This is a genomic window from Lysobacter sp. DMC97 (genome assembly GCF_056313745.1).
Genome location: NZ_JBQUZR010000005.1, coordinates 288,674 through 314,217, shown reverse-complemented (window position 1 = coordinate 314,217; position 25,544 = coordinate 288,674). Strand labels below are relative to the sequence as shown.

The following is a 25,544-nucleotide window of genomic DNA, read 5'->3' as shown; positions in this document are numbered from 1 at the left end:
CCCGGAGTGCCTGCATGATCCCCGAGCTTGGCCAAATCGTCCTCATCCTGGCCTTGCTGGTCGCCGTCGTGCAGGGCGTGGTGCCGCTGATCGGGGCGCATCGCGGCGACGCGCTGCTGATGGGGGTGGCGAAGCCGGCGGCCTTCGCGCAGGCCTTCTTCGTGGCCCTGGCCTTCGCGCTCCTCGCCTGGCTGATGCTCGACCACGATTTCTCGGTCACCTACGTCGCGCAGAACTCGAACCTGCGCCTGCCCTGGTACTACCGGCTCTCGGGCGTGTGGGGCGCACACGAGGGCTCGCTGATGCTGTGGGTGCTGATCCTCAACCTGTGGACGGTCGCGGTCGCGGTGCTGGGCAAGCAGTTGCCGACGGTGTTCCGCGCGCGGGTGCTGGCGATCCTCGGCCTGATCGGCGTCGGCTTCCTCGCGTTCACCGCGTTCACGTCGAACCCGTTCGCGCGGCTGCTGCCGGCGGTGCCGGACGGCAACGACCTCAACCCGCTGCTGCAGGACTTCGGCCTGATCGTGCATCCGCCGATGCTCTACACCGGCTACGTCGGCTTCTCGGTGGCGTTCGCGTTCGCGATCGCCGCGCTGCTCGGCGGCGAGGTCGACCGCCAGTGGGTGCGCTGGTCGCGGCCGTGGACCAACGTCGCCTGGGCCGCGCTCACGCTGGGCATCGCGATGGGCAGCTGGTGGGCGTATTACGAACTCGGCTGGGGCGGCTGGTGGTTCTGGGACCCGGTCGAGAACGCCAGCTTCATGCCGTGGCTGGCCGGCACCGCGTTGATCCATTCGCAGGCGGTCACCGAGAAACGCGGCGGTTTCCGCGCGTGGACGCAGCTGCTCGCGATCTTCGCCTTCTCCTTCAGCCTGCTCGGCACGTTCCTCGTCCGTTCGGGCGTGCTGACCTCGGTGCACGCCTTCGCCAGCGATCCCGAGCGCGGCATGTTCATCCTCGTGTTCCTCGGGATCGTCGTCGGCGGGTCGCTGCTGCTGTATTCGATCCGCGCGCCGAAGGTCGCCGGCGGCCAGCCGTTCGGGCCGGTGTCGCGCGAAGCGGTGCTGCTGGCGAACAACCTCGTGTTCGTCTGCGCCGCGGGCATGGTGCTGCTGGGCACGCTGTATCCGCTGATCGGCGACGTGCTCGGACTGGGCAAGCTGTCGGTGGGTCCGCCGTACTTCGGCACGATGTTCCTGTGGATGATGGTGCCGATCGCGCTGATGCTGCCGTTCGGCCCGCTGCTGCGCTGGAGCGCCGACGATGCGCGCGCCGCGCTGCGTCGCCTGCTGCCGGCGTTCGTCGCCGGTGTGGCCGCGGTCGTGCTGGCCTGGGCGCTGATGCCGGCGCCGTCGTGGAAGCCGCTGCTCGGCGCCGCGGCCGGCGGCTGGGTGGCGGTAGGCGTCGCGCGGTTCGTGCTGCTGCGCGTGCGCGAGCGTCCCGCCGGTCGCCGCTTCACGTCGGAGATGATCGGCATGCTGCTCGCGCATGCGGGCGTGGCGATCTTCTTCGCCGGCGTGCTGGTCACCGAAGGCACCAGCGTCGAGAAGGACCTCAGCCTCGCGCCGGGACAGACGGTCGAGGTCGGCGGCTACGGCTTCCGCTTCGAATCGCTGGGCCGCGTCGAAGGCCCCAACTACATCGCCGAGGAAGCGGTGATCCGCGTCCTCCGCGACGGTCGCCAGGTCGCCGAACTGCGGCCGCAGAAGCGGCAGTATTCCGAAGGCTCGAACGTGCAGACCGAGGCCGGCATCGAGCCGGGCACCTTCCGCGACGTGTACGTTGCGCTGGGCGAGCCGCTGGGCGGCACCGATGACGCCTGGTCGGTGCGCGTCTATCTCAAGACCTTCATCCGTTGGGTGTGGGCCGGCGCACTCCTGATGATGCTCGGCGGCCTGTTCGTCGCCGCAGATCCGCGCTTCCGCCGCGTGAGCGCTGCCGCACCGGCACCGGTGCCCGGCCGCAAGCCCGACCCGCTGCCGGCGACGCCCGTGCTCGCGGCCGAGGGCGCGGCATGAATGCACGCATGCTGCCCTTCGTCGGCTTCGTGGCGCTGTTCGCGCTGCTCGGCGCGGGCCTGCTCTACATCCGCACGCACGATCCGAGCGAAGTGCCGTCGCCGCTGGTCGGCAAGCCCGCGCCGCAGTTCGCGCTGCCGCGGCTGGACGCGCCGAACCTCGTCGTCGACAGCCGCACCTTCCGCGGCAAGCCCTACGCGCTGCACGTGTTCGCCAGCTGGTGCTATGTCTGCCGCGACGAGAGCGCGGTGCTGATGCGCGAAGCGCCGAACCTCGGCGTGCCGCTGATCGGCTACGACTACAAGGACGATCCGGTCGACGCGAAACGCTGGCTGTCGCAATACGGCAATCCGTACGCGATGGTGCTGGCCGACCTCGAAGGGCAGGTGGCGATCGATCTCGGCGTGTACGGCGCGCCGGAATTGTTCCTGATCGATGCCGACGGCCGCGTGCGCTACAAGCACATCGGCGCGGTCACGTCCGAGGCGCTGGCGTCGACGCTGAAGCCGCAGATCGACGCGATGCGCAAGGGAGGTTCGCGATGACCCGCCGCCGGCTGCCGACTTTCGCGCTGGCCTTGCTGCTGATGCTCGCCGCGTTCGCCGCGCAGGCGATCGACCCGATCCGGTTCCGCGACGATGCCGAGGAAGCGCGCTTCCAGTCGCTGGCGAAGGAACTGCGCTGCCTCGTGTGCCAAAACGAGAGCCTCGCCGATTCCTCCGCCGGCCTCGCCCAGGACCTGCGCCGCGACCTGATGGAGCAGATCCGCAGTGGCGCCAGCGACGACGAGATCAAGCGCTACCTCACCGATCGCTACGGCGACTTCATCCTCTACCGGCCGCCGATGAAGCCCACGACGTGGCTGCTGTGGTTCGGTCCGCTGGCGATGCTGCTGATCGCCGGTGTCGTGTTGTTCCGCATCCTGCGCCGGTCGCCGCCGGCCGCAGGGGCGGCCCCGGATCCCGCAGCGGATCCCGTGTCGGGAGATTGGGAAGCATGATCGGTTTCGTGATCGCGGGCCTCGTGCTCGTGCTGGTGGCGGTGCTCGCACTGCTGTGGCCGCTGCTGCGCGCGCGTCGCGGCGGCAACGACGACGGCCTGCAGACGCGACGCAAGGCGTTGCAGGGTGCGTTCGATGCCGGCGTGCTGTCGCGCGAGGAGTTCGAGGCCAAGCGCGCCGCGCTGGACGCCGAAGCGCCGCCGCAATCGGCCGACGTCGCGCGTCCAGGCACGAAGCGCGTGCTGGTCGCGATCGCGGTCGTGGTGCCGCTGGCCGCGGTCGGGCTGTACGCGATGCTCGGACGTCCCGATGCGGTGTCGATCAGCGGCGCGCCCGCGACTGCCGCGATGCCCGCGAGCGGTGGCATGCCGCCGGCCGACGCCGCGCAGAAGCCCGGCATGGACATGAGCGCCGCGATCGACAGCCTGCGCGCGAAGCTCGACAAGAACCCGAACGATGCCGACGGCTGGCTGCTGCTGGGCCGCGCCTACGAATCCATGGGACGTAACGCCGACGGTCGCCAGGCGCTGGAGAAAGCCTACGGATTGGCAAAGGATCGTCCCGCGATCGAGATCGCGTACGCCGAGGCGCTCGCGCTGAATTCGCCGGAGCGCCGCATCGACGGCAAGCCGCTGGAGATGATCCGCCACGCGCTGCAGGTCGAGCCGAACAACCAGGACGGCCTGTGGCTGCTGGGCATGAGCGACTACCAGCAGGGCCGCTACGCAGAGGCGATCGCGTCGTGGGAGAAGATCCGCGTGCAGCTCGGTCCGGATTCGGACGTGCTGCAGTCGGTCACCGGCATGATCGCCGATGCCCGCGCGCATCTGCCCGGTGGCGATGCGGCTGCCGTGGCGACGCCGGCCGCGGGTGGCGCGTCGATGCCCGCGGCCGCGACCGCGGGTGGCACGCTGCGCCTGCGGGTGACGCTCGCGGACGCGTTGCGCGCGAAGGCCGCGCCGGGCGATGCGGTGTTCGTGTTTGCGAAGGCCGTCGGCGGTCCGCCGATGCCGGTGGCGATCAAGCGCCTGCAGGTGTCCGCGCTGCCGGCCGACATCGAACTCGGCGACGCCGACGCGATGGTGCCGACGATGCGGCTGTCGAACTTCCCGAAAGTGAGCGTGGTCGCGCGCGTGTCGAAGAGCGGCGACGCGAGTCCGCACACCGGCGACCTGCAGGCGACGCCGGTCGAGACCGCCACCACCAACGCCAACGTCATCGCCGTCTCGATCGACGCCGTCGTGCCCTGACCGGGCCGGCGGCGCCGGGCGCCGTCAGGCCTCGCCGTACTTCGTCTCGAAGCGGATGCCGATGCTCTTGAGCAGGTCGGTCGGCAGCACGCCGCCGATCGAGATGATCACGACGTCGTTGGGCAACGCGGTCGATTCGCCCTGCAAGGTGATGTCGACCGTCTTCGCGTGGATCGCGGTCACCTGCGATCCGAGCAGCACCTTGACGCGACCGGCGGCGCGCAGTTGTTCCAGCCTGTCGCGGTTCTTCACCTTCACGCGGCTGAATGCGTCGCCGCGATAGCTCAGGTGCACGCTCTGCGCGTGCTCGGCGCTGGCGATTGCGGCCTCGACCGCGCTGTCGCCGCCGCCCACGACGAGCACGCGCTCGCCCTTCACCCGCGCCGGATCGGCAAGGCGGTAACTGACCTTCGGCAACTCTTCGCCGGGGACGTCGAGCGTGCGCGGGCTGCCGCGGCGACCGATCGCAAGCAGCACCGCGCGCGTGCGATAGGTTCCCTTCGGTGTTTGCACCACGAACGCATCGCCGTCGCGCACGATCGACTCCATGCGCTCGCCGTAGTGGATCTTCAGGCGCGTGCGCAGCACCACGTTTTCCCAGAATTCCAGCAGTTTTTCCTTGCCGACCTCGGTGAAGCGCATCTTGCCGACCATCGCCAGGTTCACCGGCGCGGTCATCGCGACCTTGTTGCGCGGATAGTGGAAGATCGAGCCGCCGAGCGAGTGCTCCTGCTCCAGCAGCACGTAGCGCAGGCCCTTCTCGATCGCGCCCAGGCCCGCGGAAATGCCGGCCGGGCCGGAGCCGACGATCACCACGTCGTGGTCGGCATGACCGCCGCGCATGCGCGCGATCGACTCCATCGCCTGGCGTCCCTGTTCCGCGGCCTTGCGGATCAGGCCCATGCCGCCGAGTTCGCCGGCGATGAACACGCCGGGCACGTTCGATTCGAAATTCGGACGCACGTCGGGGATGTCGATGCCGCGACGCTCGGTGCCGAACACCAGCGTGATGCCGTCGACCGGACACGCCGCGTGGCAGGCGCCGTGGCCGATGCATGCACTGGGATTGGTCAGCACCGCCTTGCCGGCGATCAGGCCCAGTGCGCCTTCCGGGCACGCGCGCACGCAGGAACCGGAACCGATGCACAGTTCGGTGTCGATCACCGGATGCAGCGACGGCGGTTCGGTGAGGCCGGCCTGCAGCGAGGACTCGAGGGTCTCGACGTGGACGCGCTCGGCGCGGACGCGATGGCGCACGTAATAGACCAGCGCGATCGCGACGGGGACGATGTAGAAGGCGTATGCAGAATTGATAGTCATTCGCAAGAAATCGTATTCGGTGCAGTGGAGATCCCCCGGAGGACGGGAGTTGTCGACGATCGTCGATGCGATTGCAAGCGATCCCTTAATGTAAGCCTCATCGCAATCGATTAACGTTGCTTAAGGCACGCAGGGGGCGTGCGGTCCCCTTCACACGAACGCGCATGACGTCGAGCGTCTGCATGTCCAGCCCAGACTCCGCATTCCGCACCCCTGCTGCCCGGCCTGCCCGCGACGATGCACGCGACGACGCGTCGTCGGCGGATGCGCGCGCCGCGCGCCTGCGCATGCTGGCGGGCGTGCTGCTCACCGCGCTGTGGGCGGGCTCGATCTGGTGGCTGTCGCGTTCGGGGCTGTACACGCCGGGCTCCGACACCGGTTACTACCTCGGCCTCGCCGGCGCGCTGATGATGCTCGCGCTGCTGGGCTATCCGCTGCGCAAGCGCGTGCGCCTGCTGTCGTCGGCAGGGCGTGTCAGTCGCTGGTTCTCCGCGCACATGGTGCTGGGCGTGGCCGGGCCGACGCTCATCCTGCTGCACTGCACGCTGCACTGGCGCTCGCTCAACGCCGCGATCGCGTTCTGGTGCATGGTGATCGTCGCCGGCAGCGGCCTGCTGGGGCGTTTTCTCTACCGCCACCTGCACGTCGGCCTGTACGGACGCCCGCTCAGCCTCGGCGAAGTGCGCACCGATGCCGCGACTGCGCTGGGCAAGCTGCGCGAACGACTGGCCGCGGACGGTGCCGATGACGTGCGCGCCATCGTCGACGACTTCCTGCGCAGTGCCACCGTGGTCGACACCCGCGGCTGGAAGCGCCCCGACGCGATGCTGCTGCTGGCGCCGCGCGCGTGGCTCGCGCGTGCGCGCGCACTGTCCGCGGCGCGTGATCGCCGCGCTGCGCGCGCGCCGCTGCGTCCGGACGCGCAGGCGCTGGTCGCCGAATCGATCGCTGCCGTGCAACGTTCCGCGCAGTTCCTGCCGTTCGAGCGCCTGTTCGCGCTGTGGCACGTGCTGCACGTGCCGCTGGTGGTGCTGCTGGTCTTCAGCGTGATCGCGCACATCGTCGCCGTGCACATGTACTGAGCCGATGCATCATTCCCGCTCCCTGCTCAGGCGTCTGCTCCTCGTCCTCGCGGCGATGGCGTGCCTGTGCGCGATGCCGGCCTCGGTGAGCGCCGGCGGCTCGGGGCTGGAGGACATGCTGATGCCGGGGCAGGTGGTGCGCGCCCACGCGAAGACCGAAAGCACCTGTTCCGCCTGCCATCGTTCGTTCGACAAGAACGCGCAGCCCGCGCTCTGCCTGGCCTGCCACAAGGACGTCGCCGCCGACCTCGCCGCGCGCCGCGGCTTCCACGGCCGCAGCGCCGCGAAGGTCTGCCGCAATTGCCACACCGACCACAAGGGCCGCGACGCGATCATCGTGAAGCTGGACCGCAACACGTTCCGCCACGACGTCTCGACCGATTTCACGCTGGTCGGCGCGCATCGCGCGGTGGCCTGCGATCGTTGCCATGCGCCGCCGGCGAAGTTCCGCGCCGCGGCGTCCACGTGCATCGGCTGCCATCGCGACGACGACACCCACAAGGGCACGCTCGGTCGCGACTGCGCCAGCTGCCATGCGGTGACGGTGTGGAAGGAAGGCAAGTTCGATCACGGCCGCACCGAGTTCGCGCTGCGCGGCCGCCATGCGCAGGCGCGCTGCGCGGCCTGCCACACGCGTCCGCTCGCGGAGGCGAAGCTCGGGGGGGAATGCGTCGACTGCCATCGCAAGGACGACGCGCACAAGGGCGCGATGGGCAGCAACTGCGCGAACTGCCACACCGAGAACGGCTGGAAGGAAACGAAATTCGACCACGGCACCACGCGCTTCCCGCTGGTCGGCCGGCATGCGTCGGCGCTGTGTTCGGCCTGCCATCGCCAGCCGAACGTGTTCCGCGGCGCCCCCACCGACTGCGTGGCCTGCCATCGCAAGGACGACGCCCACGCCGGCACGCTCGGCGACGACTGCAAGCATTGCCACCAGGCGCGCGGCTGGAAGCCCGCGCCGGGCTTCGACCATGCGAAGACGTCGTTCTCGCTGTTCGGAAAGCATCGCGAGGCCGCGTGTTCCGGCTGCCATCGCGGACCGAAGGCGTTCCGCGGCATCGCCGCCGGCTGCAACGATTGCCACGCGAAGGACGACAAGCACAAGGGCCGCAACGGCACCGATTGCCGGAGTTGCCACAACGCCGCGTCGTGGAAGCAGATCAGCTTCGATCACGACAAGCTGACCCGCTTCCCGCTGGTCGGCGGCCATCGCCCACTCGCGTGCCAGGCCTGCCACAAGAACGATGCGCATCGCGAAAAGCTCGACATGCAGTGCGCATCGTGCCACGCCGCGAAGGATCCGCACCGCGGGAAACTCGGCACCGATTGCGCGCGCTGTCACGTTGCCGATGCGTGGAAGAAGGTCGTCGTCGACCACAATCGCACCGCGTTTCCGCTGCTCGGTCGGCATCAGTTGGCCGCATGCACGGGCTGCCATCAGGACAAGCTCTACCAGGGCGCGCCGAAGGCCTGCGTGGGTTGCCATGCGAAGGACGACACGCATCGCGGCCGCATGGGAAGCACCTGCGAAACGTGCCACAACGCGCGTGCGTGGTCGCTCTGGCGTTTCGACCACGAGAATGAAACTCGTTTTCCGTTATCGGGTGCGCACGCAAGTTTGAAGTGCGATTCATGTCACAAGACAGTGCAAAAAGACCGGATAGCCTTGCCTCTAGCTTGCGGAAGCTGCCACAGCGGGGACGACATCCATAACGGGTCGTTCGGCAACCGATGCGAGAGATGCCACACCAGCACCTCGTTCAAAGACCTCCTCCCCGCCGCGCGCTGACCTGCATGGACACTTCGCCGATGCCCGTCCTGACTGCCTGCATCCGTCGCATCGCCGCGCTGGCGATGCTCACGATGCTGTTGTTCTGCGCGCCTGCATGGGCGGCGAAGTCGGGCGCGACGACGCCCGGCGGTTTCGATCATGCGAAGACCGGCTTCCCGCTCACCGGTGCCCACCGCACCGCGCGCTGCGAGGGTTGCCATGACCGCGGCATCCTGCAGGGCACGCCGAAAGACTGTGCCAGTTGCCACGGCAACGGCAGCCGATTGCCCGACGCCACGCGCCCCGCCGCGTCGCACATTCCGATTTCCACCGGCTGCGAAGCGTGCCATCGCACCAGCGGCTGGGTGCCGGCGATGTTCGATCACGCCACCGTGGCCGATCGCACCTGCGCGAGTTGCCACAACGGCAGCACCGCGACGGGCAAGCCCGCGGGTCACATCGTCACCAGCCAGGGCTGCGACACCTGCCATCGCACGTCGGCGTGGACACCGGCGAAGTTCGATCATCGCAACGTGGCCGCCGGCAGCTGCGCGACGTGCCACAACGGCACCACGGCGAACGGCAAGCCGGCGAACCACATCGCGACCACGCAGTCGTGCGATGCCTGCCATCGCACCACGGCCTGGCTGCCGGCGACGTTCAACCACAATGGCGTGACCGCGGGCTCGTGCGCGACCTGCCACAACGGCACGAACGTGACCGGCAAGCCGACCAACCACATTCCGACGACGCAGGCCTGCGATGCCTGCCATCGCACCAACGCGTGGACGCCGGCGAGTTTCAGCCACAACGGCGTCGCCGCCGGTTCGTGCGCGACCTGCCACAACGGCACGATCTCGACCGGCAAGCCGACCAACCACCTGCCGACGACGCAATCCTGCGATGCCTGCCATCGCACGTCGGCGTGGACGCCGGCGACCTTCAATCACACCGGCGTGACCGCGGGCAGCTGCGCCACCTGCCACAACGGCACGACCGCGCGCGGCAAGCCGACGAACCACATTCCGACGACCCAGGCCTGTGATGCCTGCCATCGCACCAATGCCTGGACGCCGGCGACCTTCAGCCACAACGGCGTGGCGTCCGGTTCCTGCGCCACGTGCCACAACGGCACGATTTCCACCGGCAAACCCACCAATCACGTTCCCACGACGCAGTCCTGCGATGCCTGCCATCGCACCACCGCGTGGACGCCGGCGACCTTCAGTCACAACGGCGTGACCGCGGGTAGTTGCGCCACCTGTCACAACGGCACCACCGCGCGCGGCAAGCCGACGAACCATCTCCCGACGACGCAATCCTGCGACGCCTGCCATCGCACCAACGCCTGGACACCGGCCACGTTCAATCACAGTGGTGTGACTGCGGGCAGCTGCGCCACGTGCCACAACGGCACGACCGCGGCCGGCAAGCCGACGAACCACATCCCGACGACGCAGTCGTGCGATGCCTGCCATCGCACCACCGCGTGGATCCCGGCGACCTTCAGCCACAACGGCGTCGCCGCCGGCACATGCGCGACCTGCCACAACGGCACGATCTCTACCGGCAAGCCGGCGAATCACCTGCCGACCACGCAGTCCTGCGACGCGTGCCACCGCACGTCGGCGTGGACACCGGCGACGTTCAACCACAGCGGTGTCACCGCCGGCTCGTGCGCGACCTGCCACAACGGTACGACAGCCGCCGGCAAGCCCGCGAACCACATCCCGACGACGCAGGCCTGCGACGCCTGCCATCGCACCACCGCGTGGATCCCGGCGACCTTCAGCCACAACGGCGTGACCGCCGGCACCTGTGCGACCTGCCACAACGGCACGATGGCGACAGGCAAGCCGGCGAACCATCTGCCGACCACGCAGTCCTGCGACGCGTGCCACCGCACGTCGGCGTGGACGCCGGCGACGTTCAATCACAGCGGTGTCACCGCCGGCTCCTGCGCGACCTGCCACAACGGTACGACCGCCGCCGGCAAGCCCGCGAACCACATCCCGACGACGCAATCGTGCGATGCCTGCCATCGCACTACCGCGTGGATCCCGGCGACGTTCAACCACAGCGGCGTGACCGCGGGTTCGTGCGCGACCTGCCACAACGGCACGAGCGCGACGGGCAAGCCGGCGAACCATCTGCCGACCACGCAGTCCTGCGACGCGTGCCATCGCACGTCGGCGTGGACGCCGGCGACGTTCAACCACAGCGGCGTGACCGCGGGTTCGTGTGCGACCTGCCACAACGGCACGAGCGCGACCGGCAAGCCGGCCAACCATCTGCCGACGACGCAATCGTGCGACGCGTGCCATCGCACGTCGGCGTGGATCCCGGCGACGTTCAACCACAGCGGCGTGACCGCAGGCAGTTGCGCGACGTGCCACAACGGCACGACCGCCACCGGGAAGCCGGCCAACCATCTGCCGACGACGCAGTCCTGCGACGCCTGCCATCGCACGTCGGCTTGGATCCCGGCGACGTTCAATCACAGCGGCGTGACCGCGGGCAGCTGTGCCACCTGCCACAACGGCACGACCGCGACCGGCAAGCCGGCCAACCATCTGCCGACCACGCAGTCCTGCGACGCGTGCCATCGCACGTCGGCGTGGATCCCGGCGACGTTCAACCACAGCGGCGTGACCGCGGGCAGTTGCGCGACGTGCCACAACGGCACGACCGCCACCGGCAAGCCGGCCAACCATCTGCCGACGACGCAATCGTGCGACGCGTGCCATCGCACGTCAGCCTGGATCCCGGCGACGTTCAATCACAGCGGCGTGACGGCAGGCAGTTGCGCGACCTGCCACAACGGCACGAGCGCGACGGGCAAGCCGGCGAACCATCTGCCGACGACGCAGTCCTGCGATGCCTGCCACCGCACCACCGCGTGGATCCCGGCGACGTTCAACCACAGCGGTGTCACCGCGGGCTCGTGCGCCACGTGCCACAACGGCACCACGGCCACCGGCAAGCCGGCGAACCACATTCCGACGACGCAGTCCTGCGACGCGTGCCATCGCACGTCGGCGTGGATCCCGGCGACGTTCAACCACAGCGGCGTGACCGCGGGCAGCTGCGCGACCTGTCACAACGGCACGAACGCGACCGGCAAGCCGGCGAACCATCTGCCGACGACGCAGTCCTGCGACACCTGCCATCGCACCACGGCGTGGATTCCCGCGACGTTCAACCACAGCGGCGTGACGGCAGGCAGTTGCGCCACGTGCCACAACGGCACCACGGCGACCGGCAAGCCGGCGAACCACATTCCGACGACGCAGTCCTGCGACGCCTGCCATCGCACGTCGGCGTGGATCCCGGCGACGTTCAATCACAGCGGTGTCACCGCCGGTTCCTGCGCCACGTGCCACAACGGCACGAACGCGACCGGCAAGCCGGCGAACCATCTGCCGACGACCCAGTCCTGTGACGTCTGCCATCGCACGACCGCGTGGATTCCCGCGACCTTCAGCCACAGCGGCGTGACCGCGGGCTCGTGCGCGACCTGCCACAACGGCACCACCGCGACCGGCAAGTCCGCGAACCACTTCATCACCACGAAGTCGTGCGATGCCTGCCATCGCACCACCGCGTGGTTGCCGACGACGACCTACTCGCACATCTCGATCGCCTACCGGCCGCACCAGTCCGGGCTGAGTTGCACGTCGTGCCACACGACGAACAACGAAGTGATTCCGTGGAAGTACGCCAGCTATCGCCCGAACTGCGCCGGCTGCCACGCCAACCGCTTCAAGCCCGACGCGCACAAGAAGGTCGATTCGCCGACGATCCTCTACACCGTGCAGGAACTGCAGGACTGTTCGGGCGCCTGCCACCAGTACACCGATGCCACCTTCTCCACGATCAGGCGCACACGGACCGGGCAGCACCGCTCGACCGACGGCGAATTCTGATCCTGTTCCAAACCCATCCGGAATGCCCCTGCCGATGACGTCACGCCGCCATTTCCCGCGCCTTGCGGCGCTCTCCCTCGCGTTGCTGCTCGTCACCGCCGCTCCCGCGGCGATGGCGCAGATCTTCGACGACGTCGCGGTGAGCGCGTCGCAGGACACCACCGAAGTGACGGTGCGGTTCAACGCGAACGTCCGCTTCAAGCGCGCGGTGGTGTCGTCCGGAAGCGATCTGATCACGATCTATTTCGAACTCACCGGCATGAACAGCGATGGCCGGTCGGTGTTCGAGGAATCGCGCAGCTGGAGCGATTCCGACCTCGCGCCGCCGTTCCAGATGCGCTATTTCAGCGAAGCCAACCAGCCCACCGAAAAGCGCCTGGAAGTGTCGTTCCGCGCCCCGGTGAAGGGATTGCAGGCGGGGCCGGGCGTCGACGAACAGAGCTTCGTGATGTCGTTCCGTAAGCCGGCCGGCGCCACCGGCAAGCCGCCGCGCGGCGCGCCCGCCGTGGCGCAGGCGCCATTGCCGCCGGCCACGCCGGTGAACGGCCCGCTGTCGGCGTCCGACCAGTCGCAGGCCGACATCATCCGCACCGCGCGTGACGCCGCTTCCCGCGGCGATTACGAGAACGCGGTGGCCGAACTCAATCGCCTGCTCAACATGCCGCCCGGCCTGTTCACGCAGGAAGCGCAGGAGCTGATCGGCTTCGCGCGCGAGCAGCTCGGCGAGAAGGACCGCGCCCGCGCCGAATACGAGCTGTACCTCAAGCTGTATCCCGATGGTCCCGGTGCCGATCGCGTGAAGGCGCGCATGGCCTCGCTGGCGGCAGCACCGACGGGGCCCGCGACCGCCGGCACCGGCGGCCCGCGCGCGCGCAAGCCGGTGACGACGCAGTGGGGCGGCGTCTCGCAGTACTACTACGGCGGCAAGTCGAAGATCCGCGACGAATTCACGACCACCGATCCGGTGACCGGCGCGACCCAGATCGACAGCCAGTCGCTGAGCTCCACCGACCAGTCCGCGATCGTCACCGACGTCAACTACAACCTGCGCCATCGCGCCGGTGCGTGGGACACGCGCGTCACCCTGCGCGACACCTATCGCCATAGCTTCATCCAGGACCAGCCGGACCGGAACCGGTTGTCGTCCGCCTACGTCGACCTGCGCCACGAGACCAGCCGCTTCGCCACGCGCTTCGGCCGGCAGACCGCGGCGAGCGGCGGCGTGCTCGGTCGCTTCGACGGCGCCGTGGCCAGCATCGGCCTCGGCACCGACAAGCTGCGCGCGGGCTTCGAGGCCGGTCGGCTGGTGGAGCCGGGCCTCGGCGGCGACAAGCGCTTCTACGGCGCCACGCTGGATGCCGATCGCATCCACGACACGCTCGGCATCGGCGTGTTCGGCATCCAGCAGGACGCCGAGGGCCAAGTCGACCGGCGCGCGGTCGGCGCGGAGTTCCGCTATTTCGCCGCGAATCGCTCGGTGTTCGGCCTGCTCGACTACGACGTGATGTTCGACAAGCTCAACATCGGTTCGGTGCAGGGCAACTTCGGCTGGGGCGGCAAGTTCGCGGTCAACTTCCTCTACGACTACCGCCGTGCGCCCACGCTGCAGCTGAGCAATGCGCTGCTCGGCCAGTCGCAGACCACCGTCGCCCAGCTCGGGCAGACGATGACGCGCGACCAGATCATGCGCCAGGCGATCGGCCTGACCCCGATCGCGCGGGCGTCGTCGCTGGGCGTCACCATGACGTTCTCGCCGAAGTGGCAGGCGGCCGTGGACTACCGCATCTCCAGCGTCAGCGGCACCATCGCCACGCCGACGCTGCCGGCCAGCGACGCCACCGGCAACATCCGCACGCTCGGAGGGCAGGTCATCGGCACCGGCGTGTTCATGCCGTCGGACGTGTTCGTGCTCAACACCAGCTACCTCACCAGCCGCGCCTACGACGCCTGGCTGTTCGGCCTGTCCACGCGCCTGAAGTTCGGCGAGGCCTGGATCATCGAGCCCGGCCTGAAGTACTACGTGCAGGACAACAGCAGCGGGTCCACCTCACGGCGACTGTCGCCGGTCGGCCGCTTCGCCTACCACCGCACCGAACACCTCACCTTCGAGGCGGAGTTCAACCTCGAGCGCACCCGCACCGAAGCGCAGGCCAGCAACGAAGACCTGCTGTCGCTGTTCTACTACGCCGGCTATCGCTACGATTTCTGATCCGCGCGCGACAGCTGAAGATGCGAAAAAGCCCGGGGAAGCCCGGGCTTTTTCGTGCGTCATGCCTCATGCGTCATGCACGGGCGACACCGCAGTCAGCGCCCGGCGAGCACCGCGTTCGCATCGTCCTCGAACGTCGCCTCCGTGACCGCGGCGGGCAGGGCATCGGCATTGCGCCGCGCCTTGCTGAGTTCGGCCTTGGCGACGCGCGACGCTTCCTGCGCGGCGAGCAGGCGCTTGCGGTCGGGGCACTTCACCTGCATGTAGTCGGCGTCGAAGTTCAGGCGCTCGACGAGGAAGTCGACGAATGCGCGCACCTTCGGCGAGGTCACCCGGCCGCGCGGGAAGACGGCGTTGAATTCGTACTCCGGCCCGATCCAGCCGGCGAGCACGCGCTGCACGTGGCCCAGTTCGATGTGCGCCTTCATCGTCACGTCGCTGCTCAGCAGCAGTGCTTCGCCGCAGATCAGCGCGCCGTTGAGCGCGCCCGGATCGTTCGCGACCAGGATCGGGTCGATGCGGAAATCGTCGGTGCGCTCGCCGTCGCTCAGCGTCCAGAAATACTGTCCGCCGCGACGCCATTTCGGCATCGCCAGCGTGCGATGGTGCTGCAGGTCGTCCGGGTGCAGCGGCTCGCCGTGGCGCTCGATGTAGTGCGGGCTGGCGTAGACCTGCGTGCGGAACACCGACAGTCGGCGCGCGACGAGGTTGGAATCCGGCAGCGTGCCGCCGCGCAGCGCGACGTCGATCTCCTGGTCGATCAGGTCGATCGGTTCGTTGTTCAGCACCATCTCGACCCGCACTTCCGGATGGAGCGCGTGGAATTCGCCCAGCAGCGGCGCGATCCAGGTGATGCCGATGGAGTAGGGCGCGGTCATGCGCAGCCAGCCGCGCGGGCCGCCCTGCAACTGGCCGACGGCGCTCTCGGCTTCGTCGAGTTCGCGCGCGATGCGCTGGCAGTGTTCGTAGTAGACGCTGCCGGCCTCGGTGAGGCCGAGCTTGCGCGTGGTGCGGTGGAGCAACTGCGCGCCGAGGCGTGTCTCGAGATCCTGCACGCGGCGGCTGACGGTGGTCTTGGGCAGGCGCAGCGCGTTGGCCGCACTGATGAAGCTGCCGTGTTCGACCACTTTCACGAAGACGAGGGTGTCGTTGAGATCGCGCTGCATGACGGACTCCCGGGCAGGGGCGGATGGGCCAATCCGGGGATTGGACCGCGGAAGGGATAATTATTCCGCGATTCATAGGCTAATCAAGTCGGGCCCGGGCGCCTAGATTGAGCGTCCCTTCCCGCCACCGGAGTCCGCCATGCGTGCGGTCCCTGCCCATCGGATGCTGCTGACCGGCCTGATCGCGCTGTTGGTCGCCGACGTCATTCTGGCGACGGCTTTCCTTTTCAATCAATTGGTTGGAATCGAGGATGCCTGGGCCTGGGCGCTCGGTGTCGTGGCCGTGGGGGTCGCGTTCCGGCAGATCCGCGGCTGGGCGCAGGCGGTGGTCGAAGGCCGCCTCGAAGTGCTTGAAGTCCGGTTTTCGGGAGAGAAAATCCCATGAGCGGGACAATGGCGGATCATCCCATTCCGGCGACCCCCGACGCGGGCGTGCTGGTGGTGCTCGGCGCGACCGGCTGCGTCGGCCGCGACGCGGTGGCCGAAGCCCTGCGCGACGGCCACGCGGTGGTGGCGGTGGCCCGCGATGCCGACGGCCTCGACGCGCTCTGCGCCGCGCATCCCGGTGCGCCGATCACCCCGCTCGTCGCGTCGCTGTCGAGCGATGCCGGCGGCGATGCGCTGGGCGAGCGCCTCGACGCGCTGGATCGCCCGATCGCCGGCGTGATCGCCGCCATCCGCGGCACGCCGATGCGCGGGCGCCTGCTCGACCAGCCCGGCGAGTTCCTGCGCCGCCGCATCGACGAAGACCTGCTGCCGCACCTGTTCGCCGCGCGCCAGCTGCTGCCGCGACTGTCCGCTTCCGGCCTGGGCAGCTACGTGCTGGTCGGTGGCCCGGGCGCCGATTTCCCGTGGGCCGGCTACGGCCACCACTCCATCGCCGAAGCCGCGCTGCGCATGCTCGCGCGCGTGCTGCACGACGAAGCGCGTGCGCTCGGCGTGCGCGTGCACCTGCTCGGCGTGAATGCGCCGCTGCGCACGATCAAGAACGCCCGCCATGCCTGCGCAGGCTGGCCGTCGCCCGGCGCGGTGGCGCGGCGTGCGCTGGCGCTGGCCAGCCGTGCGGAATCCGCGTCCGATGCCGTCGTCGCCTGCGGCGGTGCCAGCACGCCGTCGGCGTTCTGGTCGGACGACATCGATGCGGCGGAGTCCGCACCCCCGATCGCGACGGATCGCGCCTTGCACGACGCCCGCGCACTGCTGCGCGGCATCACGTCCTCTCCCCGACTCAAGGACCCGCTCTCGTCATGACTTCCCGTCGATCCTTCGCCCGATCGGGCACCCGTACACCGCTGGCCGTGCTGCTGCTCAACGCCGCGATGGTCATCGCCCTCAACGCCTGCAGCAGCGAAGCGGCCCCCGCCGCGGGCGCGCCGCCGCCGCCGGAAGTCGGCGTCGCGCGCGTGCTCGACCGCGACGTCACCGCATGGGACGCCTACACCGGCCGCGTCGCCGCCGTCGACAGCGTGGAGCTGCGTCCGCGCGTCAGCGGCTACATCGAACGCATCGCGTTCCGCGAAGGCGAGGAAGTCCGCAAGGGCCAGCTGCTGTTCGTGATCGACCAGCGCCCGTACCGCGCGGCGCTGGCGCGCGCCGAGGCCGAACTCGACCGTGCCCGCAGCGAAGCGCAGCTCGCGCGTTCGCAGGGCGCCCGCGCGCAGGCGCTGATCGACGCCAAGGCGATCTCGCGCGAGGAGTTCGACACCCGCAAGGCCGCCTCCGCGCAGGGTTCCGCCGCCGTGCGCGCGGCGGAAGCCGCGGTCGCCAGCGCGCGGCTCGATTTGCAGTACACCGAAGTGCGTTCGCCGATCAGTGGCCGCGCCGGACGCGCGCTGGTCACCGTCGGCAACCTCGCCCAGGCCGATGCTTCGGTGCTGACCTCGGTGGTCTCGCTCGATCCGATGTACGTCTACTTCGACACCGACGAGCAGGCGTTCCTGCGCCATGCGGCGCAGGCGCGCGCCGGCGGCGGCGACACCATGCGCAACGCGGTGCGCGTCGGCCTGGCGGACGAGTCCGGCTACCCGCACGCGGGCACCATGGACTTCGTCGACAACCAGATCGATCCCGCCACCGGCACCGTGCGTGCCCGCGCGCTGGTGCCGAATCCGGATCGCGTGTTCACGCCGGGCCTGTTCGCGCGCGTGCAGCTGGAAGGCGGCGCGTCGTCGCGCGCGCTGCTGGTCGACGGCAAGGCGGTGATGACCGACCAGGACCGCAAGTACGTCTACGTGCTGGGCCCGGGTAACACCGCGCAGCGCCGCGACGTGACGATCGGGCGTGATCTCGACGGCCTGCGCGTGATCACGTCCGGTCTCACGGCGAAGGACACGGTGATCATCAGTGGCACCCAGAAGGTCTTCTTCCCCGGCATGCCGGTGGCGCCGAAGCCCGTGCCGATGACGGCGCCGTCGCCCGACAAGCCGGCATCGGCACCTGCCGACAAGGCCGTCGCCGCACGCTGACGTCCTGCCTTCCCCCATCGCTCGCGCGGCTCCCTCCCCTTGGCCGCGCGGCGTGACGCGTACCCCCGCGTCCGGCGCCCGCCGTCCTCCGACCGACTTCCCCCGGCGGCGGAGGCGGCGGTCCCCGCCGTCATGCCGATTTCACGCCGTCCTCGCGGGCCGCCGTCGTCACGGCCTTGCCATCGCCCGCCTCGCAGTCACCAGGAACGCCCATGGATTTCTCCCGATTCTTCATCGACCGACCGATCTTCGCCGCGGTGCTGTCGATCGTGATCTTCGCCGCCGGCCTGATCGCGATCCCGCTGCTGCCGATCGGCGAATACCCCGAAGTGGTGCCGCCCTCGGTGGTGGTGCGCACGGTCTATCCCGGCGCCAATCCCAAGGTGATCGCCGAAACCGTGGCCACGCCGCTGGAGGAAGCGATCAACGGCGTGCAGGACATGATGTACATCAAGTCCGTCGCCGGCTCCGACGGCGTGGTCCAGATCACCGTCACCTTCAAGCCGGGCACCGACGCCGACGATGCCGCCGTGCGCGTGCAGAACCGCGTCAGCCAGGCGCTCGCGCGCCTGCCCGAGGACGTGCGCCGGCAGGGTGTGACCACGCAGAAGCAGTCGCCGGTGTTCCTGATGGTGGTGCACCTGGTGTCGAAGGACGGCAAGTACGACTCGCTGTACCTGCGCAACTACATGCGCCTGCACGTGAAGGACGCGCTGGCGCGCATCCCCGGCGTGGGCGACACGCGCGCGTTCGGCGGTGGCGACTACGCGATGCGCCTGTGGCTGGACCCGGACAAGATCGCGGCCCGTGGCCTCACGGCCGGCGACGTGCTGCGCGCCGTGCGCGAGCAGAACGTGCAGGTGTCCGCCGGTCAGCTCGGCGCCGAGCCCATGCCCAACGGCAGCGACTTCCTGCTGCCGATCAACGCCAAGGGCCGGCTGGAGAACGAGGACGAGTTCGGTGCGATCGTGCTCAAGAGCGGCGCCGACGGCGAGATCGTCCGCCTGCGCGACGTCGCCCGCATCGAACTCGCCGCTGGCGACTACACGCTGCGCGCGCGCCTCGACGGCAAGAACGCCGCGGCGATCGGCGTCTTCCAGGCGCCGGGCGCGAACGCACTGGAGATCCGCGACGCGGTGGTCGAGAAGATGGCCGAGATCCGCCAGGCCCTGCCGCCGGGCGTCGAAATCACCTCGGTCTACGACACCACCGTGTTCGTGCGCGACTCCATCCGCTCGGTCATCAGCACACTGCTGGAAGCCACGCTGCTGGTGGTGCTGGTGGTGATCCTGTTCCTGCAGACCTGGCGCGCGTCGGTCATCCCGCTGCTGGCGGTGCCGGTGTCGGTGGTCGGCACGTTCGCGGTGCTGTACCTGCTGGGCTTTTCGATCAACACGCTGACGCTGTTCGGGCTGGTGCTGGCAATCGGCATCGTCGTCGACGACGCGATCGTGGTCGTCGAGAACGTCGAGCGCCACATCGAGCACGGCGCCAGCCCGCTGGAGGCCGCGCACCTCGCGATGCGCGAAGTGTCCGGCCCGATCATCGCGATCGCGCTGGTGCTGTGCGCGGTGTTCGTGCCGATGGCCTTCCTCACCGGCGTCACCGGCCAGTTCTACAAGCAGTTCGCGGTGACCATCGCGATCTCGACCGTGATCTCCGCGGTCAACTCGCTGACGCTGTCGCCGGCGCTGGCCGCCAAGCTGCTGCGCCCGCACGGCGCCGAAAAGGATCGCCCGTCGCGCCTGATCGACCGCCTGTTCGGCTGGCTGTTCCGTCCGTTCAATCGCTTCTTCAAGCGCAATTCCGAACGCTACGAAGGCGCGGTGTCGCGCACGCTCGGCCGCCGCGGCGCGGTGTTCGCGGTGTACGCCGTGCTGCTGGTCGGCGCCGCCCTGATGTTCAAGGCGGTGCCGGCGGGTTTCATCCCGGTGCAGGACAAGCTGTACCTCATCGCCGGCGTGAAGATGCCCGAGGGCGCGTCGATCGAGCGCACCGACGCCACGCTGAAGCAGATGGCCGCGATCGCGAAGCAGGTCGACGGCATCGACAGCGAGGTCGCGTTCCCGGGCCTCAACCCGCTGCAGTTCACCAACACCCCGAACAGCGGCGTCGCGTTCTTCACGCTCAAGCCGTTCGGCGAGCGCAAGCGCAGCGCGGCCGAGATCACCGCCGAACTCAACCAGCGCTTCGGCGCGATCCGCGACGGCTTCCCGTTCGCGCTGATGCCGCCGCCGATCCAGGGCTTCGGCAACGGCTCCGGCTGGTCGCTGTTCGTCGAGGACCGCAATCGCCTCGGCTACGGCGAACTGCAGACCGCGGTGCAGGCGTTCCAGGGCGCGGCCTCGCAGACGCCGGGGCTGGGCTTCCCGATCACCAGCTACCAGGCCAATGTGCCGCAGCTCGATGCCGAGGTCGACCGCGTGAAGGCCAAGGCGCAGGGCGTGCCGCTGACCGACCTGTTCGACACGCTGCAGACCTACCTCGGGTCGGCCTACGTCAACGACTTCAACATGTTCGGCCGCACCTGGCAGGTCATCGCGCAGGCCGACGCACCGTTCCGCGACGATGTCGAGGACATCGCGAACCTGCGCACCCGCAACGTCGCCGGCGAGATGGTGCCGATCGGCTCGATGGTCACGATCAGGCAGACCTACGGCCCCGATCCGGTGATCCGCTTCAACGGCCATCCCGCCGCCGACGTGCTGGGCGAGGCCGATCCGCGCGTGCTGTCCTCGGGCGAAGCGATGGCGAAGGTCACCGAACTCGCGCAGCACGTGCTGCCGCCGGGCATGGCGATCGAATGGAGCGACCTGAGCTACCAGCAAGCGACGCAGGGCAAGGCCGCGCTGGTGGTGTTCCCGCTCGCGGTGCTGCTGGCGTTCCTCGTGCTGGCCGCGCTGTACGAAAGCTGGACGCTGCCGCTGGCGGTGATCCTGATCGTGCCGATGACGCTGCTGTCGGCGTTGCTGGGCGTGTGGCTGACCAACGGCGACAACAACGTGTTCGTGCAGGTGGGCCTGGTGGTGCTGATGGGCCTCGCGTGCAAGAACGCGATCCTGATCGTCGAGTTCGCGCGTGAACTCGAACTGCAGGGCAAGGGGATCGTGGAAGCGGCGCTCGAAGCCTGCCGCCTGCGCCTGCGCCCGATCGTGATGACGTCGGTCGCGTTCATCGCCGGCACCGTGCCGCTGGTGTTCTCGCACGGCGCCGGCGCGGAGATCCGCACCGTCACCGGCATCACCGTGTTCGCCGGCATGCTCGGCGTCACCCTGTTCGGCCTGTTCCTCACCCCCGTGTTCTACGTGGCGCTGCGCAAGCTCGCGCATCGCCCGCTGGTCTCGCATGCGCCGGCCGCGGACGCGCCGCACGCCCCGCACGCCTGATCGTCTCTTCCTTCATTCCCCCGCAACGGAGTCATTCCCATGAATTCGCAATCCCGCATCGCCCTCGTCACCGGCGCCACCCGCGGCATCGGCCACGAAACCGTCCGCCAGCTCGCCGCCGCCGGCGTGCACGTGCTGCTCGCCGGCCGCGATCGCGACAAGGCCGTGCAGGCCGCGCGCGCGCTGCAGGCCGAAGGCCTGCCGGTCGAAGCCATCGCGCTCGACGTCAACGACGGCGCCAGCATCACCGCCGCCGCCGAGGAGGTGGGCAAGCGTCACGGCCGCCTCGACATCCTCGTCAACAACGCCGGCGTGTTCATCGACGACTTCGAGAAGACGCCTTCGCAACAGGCGTTGTCGATGTGGCGCACCACGTTCGACACCAACCTGTTCGGCGTGGTCGCCACCACGCAGGCGTTCCTGCCGCTGCTGCGCAAGTCCGAGGCCGCGCGCATCGTCAACGTGTCCAGCCTGCTCGGTTCGATCGCGGAGCACCTCGATCCGGCGTCGCCGATCTACGACTACAAGGTGCCGGCGTACAACGTGTCGAAGACCGCGCTCAATGCCTGGACCGTGCACCTTGCGCACGAACTGCGCGACACCGCGATCAAGGTCAACGCGATCCATCCCGGCTCGGTGAAGACCGACATGAACGCCAACGGCGACCTCGACATCGTCACCGGCGCGAAGAGCAGCGTCGCGATGGCGCTGATCGACGCCGACGGCCCGACCGGCAGCTTCACCCATCTCGGCGAAACGCTGCGCTGGTAAGCCGCACCGATGATCGCGACGCGGGAATGCCCGCGTCGCGTCGTCCCCGATCCACGGAGAATTCCCATGTCCCATCCGTCGCGCGCGGCCTCGGTCGCGCTGTCGAAAACAAGGTTGCTGAAGGTTGCAGCGCTCGCGCTTGCGCTGAGCGGCTGCGCCGTCGGTCCCGACCACGTGCGGCCGACGATGGCGATGCCCGAACGCTTCGCGCAGGGCACCGCGTCCGACATCGGCACCGACGCGCCGCTGCCGGCGGCCGACACCGCGTTCTGGCACGGCTTCGGCGACGCGCAGCTCGACGCGCTGGTCGCGGACGCACTGACCGCCAACCACGACCTGCGCATCGCGCTCAGCCGCTACGACCGCGCCAACGCGCTGCTGCGCGGCGCGAAGTTCGACCGCATCCCCACGCTCACCGCGCAGGCCGACGCCAGCGACGCACGCAGCAGCGCCGACCAGGCGCCGGGCGTGGCGCGCGCCGATCGCGACGCCGAGTCGTACAGCGTCGGCGCCTCCGCCGCGTGGGAACTCGACCTGTTCGGCCGCATCCGCCGCAACGTGGAAGCCGGTCGCGCCGACGTGGCCGCCAGTGCTGCCGACCTCGCCGCCGCGCAGGTCGCGATCGCCGGCGACGTGGCGCGCACGTACTTCGAACTGCGCGGCCTGCAGACGCGGTTGCACGTGGCGCGCGAGAACGCCGGCACGCAGACCGAGACGCTGAAGCTGGTACAGGCACGCCACGATGCCGGACGCGACAGCGCGTTCGACCTCGCCCGCGCCCGCACGCAGCAGGCGTCCACCGCCGCGCGCATCCCCGAACTGGAAGCGCAGGCGGCGTTGGCGATGCATCGCCTCGCGGTGCTCACCGGCCGTCCGCCGGAAGCGCTGCTCGCCGAACTCTCGCCGGAGAAACCGCTGCCCGCACTGCCCGCGCGCATCGAGGCCGGCACGCCGGGCGATCTGCTGCGCCGCCGTCCCGACATCGCCGCCGCCGAAGCGCGCCTGCATGCGTCGACCGCGCGCATCGGCGTGGCCACGGCCGACCTGTTCCCGAAGTTCACGCTGCGCGGACTGATCGGCTCGCAGGCGATCGACACCGATGCACTGTTCACGCGCGACAGCGAAACCCGCCTCGTCGCGCTGGGCGTGGACTGGTCGTTCCTCGACATCGGCCGCGTGCGTGCGCGCATCGCCGCTGCCGATGCCGACGCCGCCGGCGCGCTCGCCGAATACGAACGCACCGTGCTGCTCGCGCTGGAAGACACCGAGAACGCCCTCGTGCGCCACGCCCGCGCCCGCGAGCAGGACACGCTGCTGGCGCAGGCCGCCGACGACAGCGCACAGGCCGCACGCCTCGCCCGCGTCCGCTTCAACGCCGGCGCCACAGGCCTGCTGGAAGTGCTCGACGCCGAACGCACGCGATTGCAGGCCGAAGACGCCTTCGCCGACGCCCGCACCCGCACCGCCACCAGCGCCGTCGCGCTGTACGAAGCCCTCGCCGGCGGCTGGCCGGAAACGCTGCCGGCGGAGCGACCGGTCGCAGCCAAGTAAGGCATGCGCGGGGCGCGGCGCAGGCCGCGCCCCGCGTGATGTCGTGGTAGGGAGCGACCGCGCCTCGCCCCCGTCGGCGAGCGCCAGCGCCAGATCCTCCCGTGCGAGTCGTTCCCCAAGCCGTCATCCCGGCGAACGCCGGGACCCAGCTTTGAATGCTTACGCTTCGATATTGTGCTTATGGCGATACGCCGGAGACGACCGCACGCGCGACGCAATCACCAATCCACATTGGGTGAGAGCCGAACGTTCCAGCTCCCATGGGTGAGCGCGAACTTCCTCACAAGATCGTCGACCGATCCGAAGACGGTCAGCGTCTGCGCCTCTTGCTCCGTCGCTGGACGCAGCGCGTCGAACTCATGGTAGGCATGGTCCAAGTCGCCCGGTCCGTCCGAGCCGCAGTCCTTGAAGTGCTGCGGGCATAGCGAGGGGATGCCGACCTGCTCGGCGACAAAGGTGTTGTTCCAGTCGAGCGTCTTCGTGATGGTGGATGTGGCCTCGTCCGTGGCGGTGCCACTGAGCAACAACATGCCGAAGGTCTTCCAGTTGCCGGCATCGCGATAGAGGTACTCGAAAACGCAGTGGGCCGCGGGTGCTTTGCGTGAGGCTGCCATGGTAGATTCCTGCCGAGTGCTTCGACAGGATTGGCGGCGCGAGTCTCGCAGGCTGCGACAGGGGTTAAGGCAATGGCGAAAGCAGTCTTCACGGCGTCGGAAAATAGCAAATACAAAGACAGTACCGGGCAGTGGTATCACTTCCCTAAGACGTACCTCAATCAGGTCAAAGAGTCTCTTGGCGATCTGATCGTCTATTACGAGCCAAGGCGCTCTGACGGTTCTCGTCCCTCTGGCGGTGGATCTTCCTACTTCGCAGTTGCGCGAGCCATCAGCATCCGCCCAGACAAGGCTTTAGATGACCACTTCTACGTCGATGTTGCCGATTACATCGAGTTTGATCGGGTCGTTCCTTTCTCGGAGAACGGGCACTACTACGAATCCATTCTGAAAAAGGCGGATGGCAGCACGAACAGAGGTGCGTTCGGTCGATCGGTTCGTATCGTGCCCGACATCGAGTTCGATGCAATTCTCGCCGCAGGATTTCCCGTGACGCGCGAAGCCTGGGAAGTGTCAGACGTCATTGAGGAATACGCGGATCGCCCGATCATCGAGCGCGTCGTAGCGCGGCCGTTTCGTGATCGCGCCTTCCAGCGGCATGTGCGTCGTGCCTATGACAATCGTTGTGCGGTCACCGGCTTGCGTCTCATCAATGGCGGCGGTCGGCCGGAAGTGCAGGCGGCGCACATTCGTCCCGTCGAGAAGAAAGGCCCCGACACCGTACGCAACGGCATCGCATTGACCGGAACCGCGCATTGGCTTTTCGATCGCGGACTGATCGCGTTCGAGGACGACTACCACCTGCTGATTTCTCCGCATGGTGTGCCGGACGATCTCGACAAGCTGATCTTGCCCGAGCGCCGCTTGGTCGTTCCGGACAACGTAGATTGGAGGCCGCACCCGTTCTATCTCGGGTGGCATCGGGAGCATCGGTTCAAGCGGTGATCTAAGCCGCGCCTATTCGCCGCAGAATCTGCGGCGAATACGCCAACCAATCTCCGCAAGGCCGCAC

The 25,544-nt window shown here is 68.9% G+C and carries 18 protein-coding genes; 15 read left to right on the top strand and 3 right to left on the bottom strand.

All coding sequences use genetic code 11. The features are described from left to right. The first annotated feature begins 14 nt into the window (after window positions 1–14). From ACT53Q_RS13025 to ccmI, 4 genes are read left to right on the top strand one after another with little or no spacing between them, the layout of a single operon-like run. Complete coding sequence (locus ACT53Q_RS13025) at window positions 15–2,018, top strand: heme lyase CcmF/NrfE family subunit (RefSeq protein ID WP_476187075.1); 2,004 nt, start codon at window positions 15–17, stop codon at window positions 2,016–2,018. Further along, the gene (locus ACT53Q_RS13020; RefSeq protein WP_476187074.1) at window positions 2,015–2,563 is read left to right on the top strand and encodes a DsbE family thiol:disulfide interchange protein; all 549 of its coding nucleotides are present in this window, start codon (window positions 2,015–2,017) and stop codon (window positions 2,561–2,563) included. The genes ACT53Q_RS13025 and ACT53Q_RS13020 overlap by 4 nt, the downstream gene beginning before the upstream one ends. Then, the gene (locus tag ACT53Q_RS13015; protein WP_476187073.1) at window positions 2,560–3,018 is read left to right on the top strand and encodes a cytochrome c-type biogenesis protein; all 459 of its coding nucleotides are present in this window, start codon (window positions 2,560–2,562) and stop codon (window positions 3,016–3,018) included. Before ACT53Q_RS13020 ends, ACT53Q_RS13015 begins: the two co-directional genes overlap by 4 nt. Then, window positions 3,015–4,268: a c-type cytochrome biogenesis protein CcmI gene (gene ccmI / locus ACT53Q_RS13010; RefSeq protein WP_476187072.1), complete on the top strand. Its 1,254-nt coding sequence runs from the start codon at window positions 3,015–3,017 to the stop codon at window positions 4,266–4,268. The genes ACT53Q_RS13015 and ccmI overlap by 4 nt, the downstream gene beginning before the upstream one ends. 24 nt (window positions 4,269–4,292) lie before the next feature. Here the strand turns inward: ccmI and ACT53Q_RS13005 are convergent, their stop codons facing one another. Beyond that, window positions 4,293–5,588 (bottom strand): NAD(P)-binding domain-containing protein, encoded by a 1,296-nt coding sequence (locus tag ACT53Q_RS13005; RefSeq protein ID WP_476187071.1) that lies wholly within the window; start codon window positions 5,586–5,588, stop codon window positions 4,293–4,295. Between the two features lie 182 nt (window positions 5,589–5,770). Between ACT53Q_RS13005 and ACT53Q_RS13000 the strand changes: the two genes are divergently transcribed. From ACT53Q_RS13000 to ACT53Q_RS12985, 4 genes are read left to right on the top strand one after another with little or no spacing between them, the layout of a single operon-like run. Then, on the top strand, window positions 5,771–6,670 hold the full coding sequence (locus ACT53Q_RS13000; RefSeq protein ID WP_476187070.1) for a hypothetical protein: 900 nt from the start codon (window positions 5,771–5,773) through the stop codon (window positions 6,668–6,670). 4 nt (window positions 6,671–6,674) lie between these two features. Beyond that, on the top strand, window positions 6,675–8,462 hold the full coding sequence (locus tag ACT53Q_RS12995) for a cytochrome c3 family protein (protein ID WP_476187069.1): 1,788 nt from the start codon (window positions 6,675–6,677) through the stop codon (window positions 8,460–8,462). 20 nt (window positions 8,463–8,482) lie between these two features. Continuing rightward, a complete protein-coding gene (locus ACT53Q_RS12990) occupies window positions 8,483–12,370 on the top strand; it encodes a hypothetical protein (RefSeq protein ID WP_476187068.1) in 3,888 nt (1,295 codons plus the stop codon). Between the two features lie 34 nt (window positions 12,371–12,404). Then, window positions 12,405–14,579, top strand: coding sequence for a hypothetical protein (locus tag ACT53Q_RS12985; RefSeq protein WP_476187067.1), 2,175 nt, complete (start codon window positions 12,405–12,407; stop codon window positions 14,577–14,579). 95 nt (window positions 14,580–14,674) lie between these two features. Here the strand turns inward: ACT53Q_RS12985 and ACT53Q_RS12980 are convergent, their stop codons facing one another. Further along, the gene (locus tag ACT53Q_RS12980; protein ID WP_476187066.1) at window positions 14,675–15,745 is read right to left on the bottom strand and encodes a LysR family transcriptional regulator; all 1,071 of its coding nucleotides are present in this window, start codon (window positions 15,743–15,745) and stop codon (window positions 14,675–14,677) included. Between the two features lie 139 nt (window positions 15,746–15,884). Between ACT53Q_RS12980 and ACT53Q_RS12975 the strand changes: the two genes are divergently transcribed. From ACT53Q_RS12975 to ACT53Q_RS12950, 6 genes are all read left to right on the top strand, one after another. Next, a complete protein-coding gene (locus ACT53Q_RS12975; RefSeq protein ID WP_476187065.1) occupies window positions 15,885–16,130 on the top strand; it encodes a hypothetical protein in 246 nt (81 codons plus the stop codon). After that, window positions 16,127–16,996, top strand: coding sequence for an SDR family NAD(P)-dependent oxidoreductase (locus ACT53Q_RS12970; protein ID WP_476187064.1), 870 nt, complete (start codon window positions 16,127–16,129; stop codon window positions 16,994–16,996). Before ACT53Q_RS12975 ends, ACT53Q_RS12970 begins: the two co-directional genes overlap by 4 nt. After that, the gene (locus ACT53Q_RS12965) at window positions 16,993–18,210 is read left to right on the top strand and encodes an efflux RND transporter periplasmic adaptor subunit (RefSeq protein WP_476187063.1); all 1,218 of its coding nucleotides are present in this window, start codon (window positions 16,993–16,995) and stop codon (window positions 18,208–18,210) included. Before ACT53Q_RS12970 ends, ACT53Q_RS12965 begins: the two co-directional genes overlap by 4 nt. A 212-nt stretch (window positions 18,211–18,422) precedes the next feature. Then, the gene (locus ACT53Q_RS12960) at window positions 18,423–21,596 is read left to right on the top strand and encodes an efflux RND transporter permease subunit (RefSeq protein ID WP_476187062.1); all 3,174 of its coding nucleotides are present in this window, start codon (window positions 18,423–18,425) and stop codon (window positions 21,594–21,596) included. A gap of 39 nt (window positions 21,597–21,635) precedes the next feature. Beyond that, a complete protein-coding gene (locus tag ACT53Q_RS12955) occupies window positions 21,636–22,367 on the top strand; it encodes an SDR family oxidoreductase (protein ID WP_476187061.1) in 732 nt (243 codons plus the stop codon). A 66-nt stretch (window positions 22,368–22,433) separates the two neighbouring features. Further along, window positions 22,434–23,918: an efflux transporter outer membrane subunit gene (locus ACT53Q_RS12950; RefSeq protein ID WP_476187060.1), complete on the top strand. Its 1,485-nt coding sequence runs from the start codon at window positions 22,434–22,436 to the stop codon at window positions 23,916–23,918. 218 nt (window positions 23,919–24,136) lie between these two features. Here ACT53Q_RS12950 and ACT53Q_RS12945 read toward each other — a convergent pair whose 3' ends face one another. Further along, entirely contained in the window at window positions 24,137–24,532 is a 396-nt protein-coding gene (locus ACT53Q_RS12945) for a hypothetical protein (RefSeq protein ID WP_476187059.1), read from the bottom strand. A 72-nt stretch (window positions 24,533–24,604) separates the two neighbouring features. Between ACT53Q_RS12945 and ACT53Q_RS12940 the strand changes: the two genes are divergently transcribed. After that, on the top strand, window positions 24,605–25,477 hold the full coding sequence (locus ACT53Q_RS12940; RefSeq protein WP_476187058.1) for an HNH endonuclease: 873 nt from the start codon (window positions 24,605–24,607) through the stop codon (window positions 25,475–25,477). Window positions 25,478–25,544: the final 67 nt, after the last annotated feature.

What these genes read in the sequence shown, in the direction of transcription:
- ACT53Q_RS13025 (WP_476187075.1), top strand. Translation starts at nt 15, where the DNA reads ATGATCCCCGAGCTTGGCCAAATCGTCCTCATCCTGGCCTTGCTGGTC.
- ACT53Q_RS13020 (WP_476187074.1), top strand. Translation starts at nt 2,015, where the DNA reads ATGAATGCACGCATGCTGCCCTTCGTCGGCTTCGTGGCGCTGTTCGCG.
- ACT53Q_RS13015 (WP_476187073.1), top strand. Translation starts at nt 2,560, where the DNA reads ATGACCCGCCGCCGGCTGCCGACTTTCGCGCTGGCCTTGCTGCTGATG.
- ccmI (WP_476187072.1), top strand. Translation starts at nt 3,015, where the DNA reads ATGATCGGTTTCGTGATCGCGGGCCTCGTGCTCGTGCTGGTGGCGGTG.
- ACT53Q_RS13005 (WP_476187071.1), bottom strand. Translation starts at nt 5,588, where the DNA reads ATGACTATCAATTCTGCATACGCCTTCTACATCGTCCCCGTCGCGATC.
- ACT53Q_RS13000 (WP_476187070.1), top strand. Translation starts at nt 5,771, where the DNA reads ATGTCCAGCCCAGACTCCGCATTCCGCACCCCTGCTGCCCGGCCTGCC.
- ACT53Q_RS12995 (WP_476187069.1), top strand. Translation starts at nt 6,675, where the DNA reads ATGCATCATTCCCGCTCCCTGCTCAGGCGTCTGCTCCTCGTCCTCGCG.
- ACT53Q_RS12990 (WP_476187068.1), top strand. Translation starts at nt 8,483, where the DNA reads ATGCCCGTCCTGACTGCCTGCATCCGTCGCATCGCCGCGCTGGCGATG.
- ACT53Q_RS12985 (WP_476187067.1), top strand. Translation starts at nt 12,405, where the DNA reads ATGACGTCACGCCGCCATTTCCCGCGCCTTGCGGCGCTCTCCCTCGCG.
- ACT53Q_RS12980 (WP_476187066.1), bottom strand. Translation starts at nt 15,745, where the DNA reads ATGCAGCGCGATCTCAACGACACCCTCGTCTTCGTGAAAGTGGTCGAA.
- ACT53Q_RS12975 (WP_476187065.1), top strand. Translation starts at nt 15,885, where the DNA reads ATGCGTGCGGTCCCTGCCCATCGGATGCTGCTGACCGGCCTGATCGCG.
- ACT53Q_RS12970 (WP_476187064.1), top strand. Translation starts at nt 16,127, where the DNA reads ATGAGCGGGACAATGGCGGATCATCCCATTCCGGCGACCCCCGACGCG.
- ACT53Q_RS12965 (WP_476187063.1), top strand. Translation starts at nt 16,993, where the DNA reads ATGACTTCCCGTCGATCCTTCGCCCGATCGGGCACCCGTACACCGCTG.
- ACT53Q_RS12960 (WP_476187062.1), top strand. Translation starts at nt 18,423, where the DNA reads ATGGATTTCTCCCGATTCTTCATCGACCGACCGATCTTCGCCGCGGTG.
- ACT53Q_RS12955 (WP_476187061.1), top strand. Translation starts at nt 21,636, where the DNA reads ATGAATTCGCAATCCCGCATCGCCCTCGTCACCGGCGCCACCCGCGGC.
- ACT53Q_RS12950 (WP_476187060.1), top strand. Translation starts at nt 22,434, where the DNA reads ATGTCCCATCCGTCGCGCGCGGCCTCGGTCGCGCTGTCGAAAACAAGG.
- ACT53Q_RS12945 (WP_476187059.1), bottom strand. Translation starts at nt 24,532, where the DNA reads ATGGCAGCCTCACGCAAAGCACCCGCGGCCCACTGCGTTTTCGAGTAC.
- ACT53Q_RS12940 (WP_476187058.1), top strand. Translation starts at nt 24,605, where the DNA reads ATGGCGAAAGCAGTCTTCACGGCGTCGGAAAATAGCAAATACAAAGAC.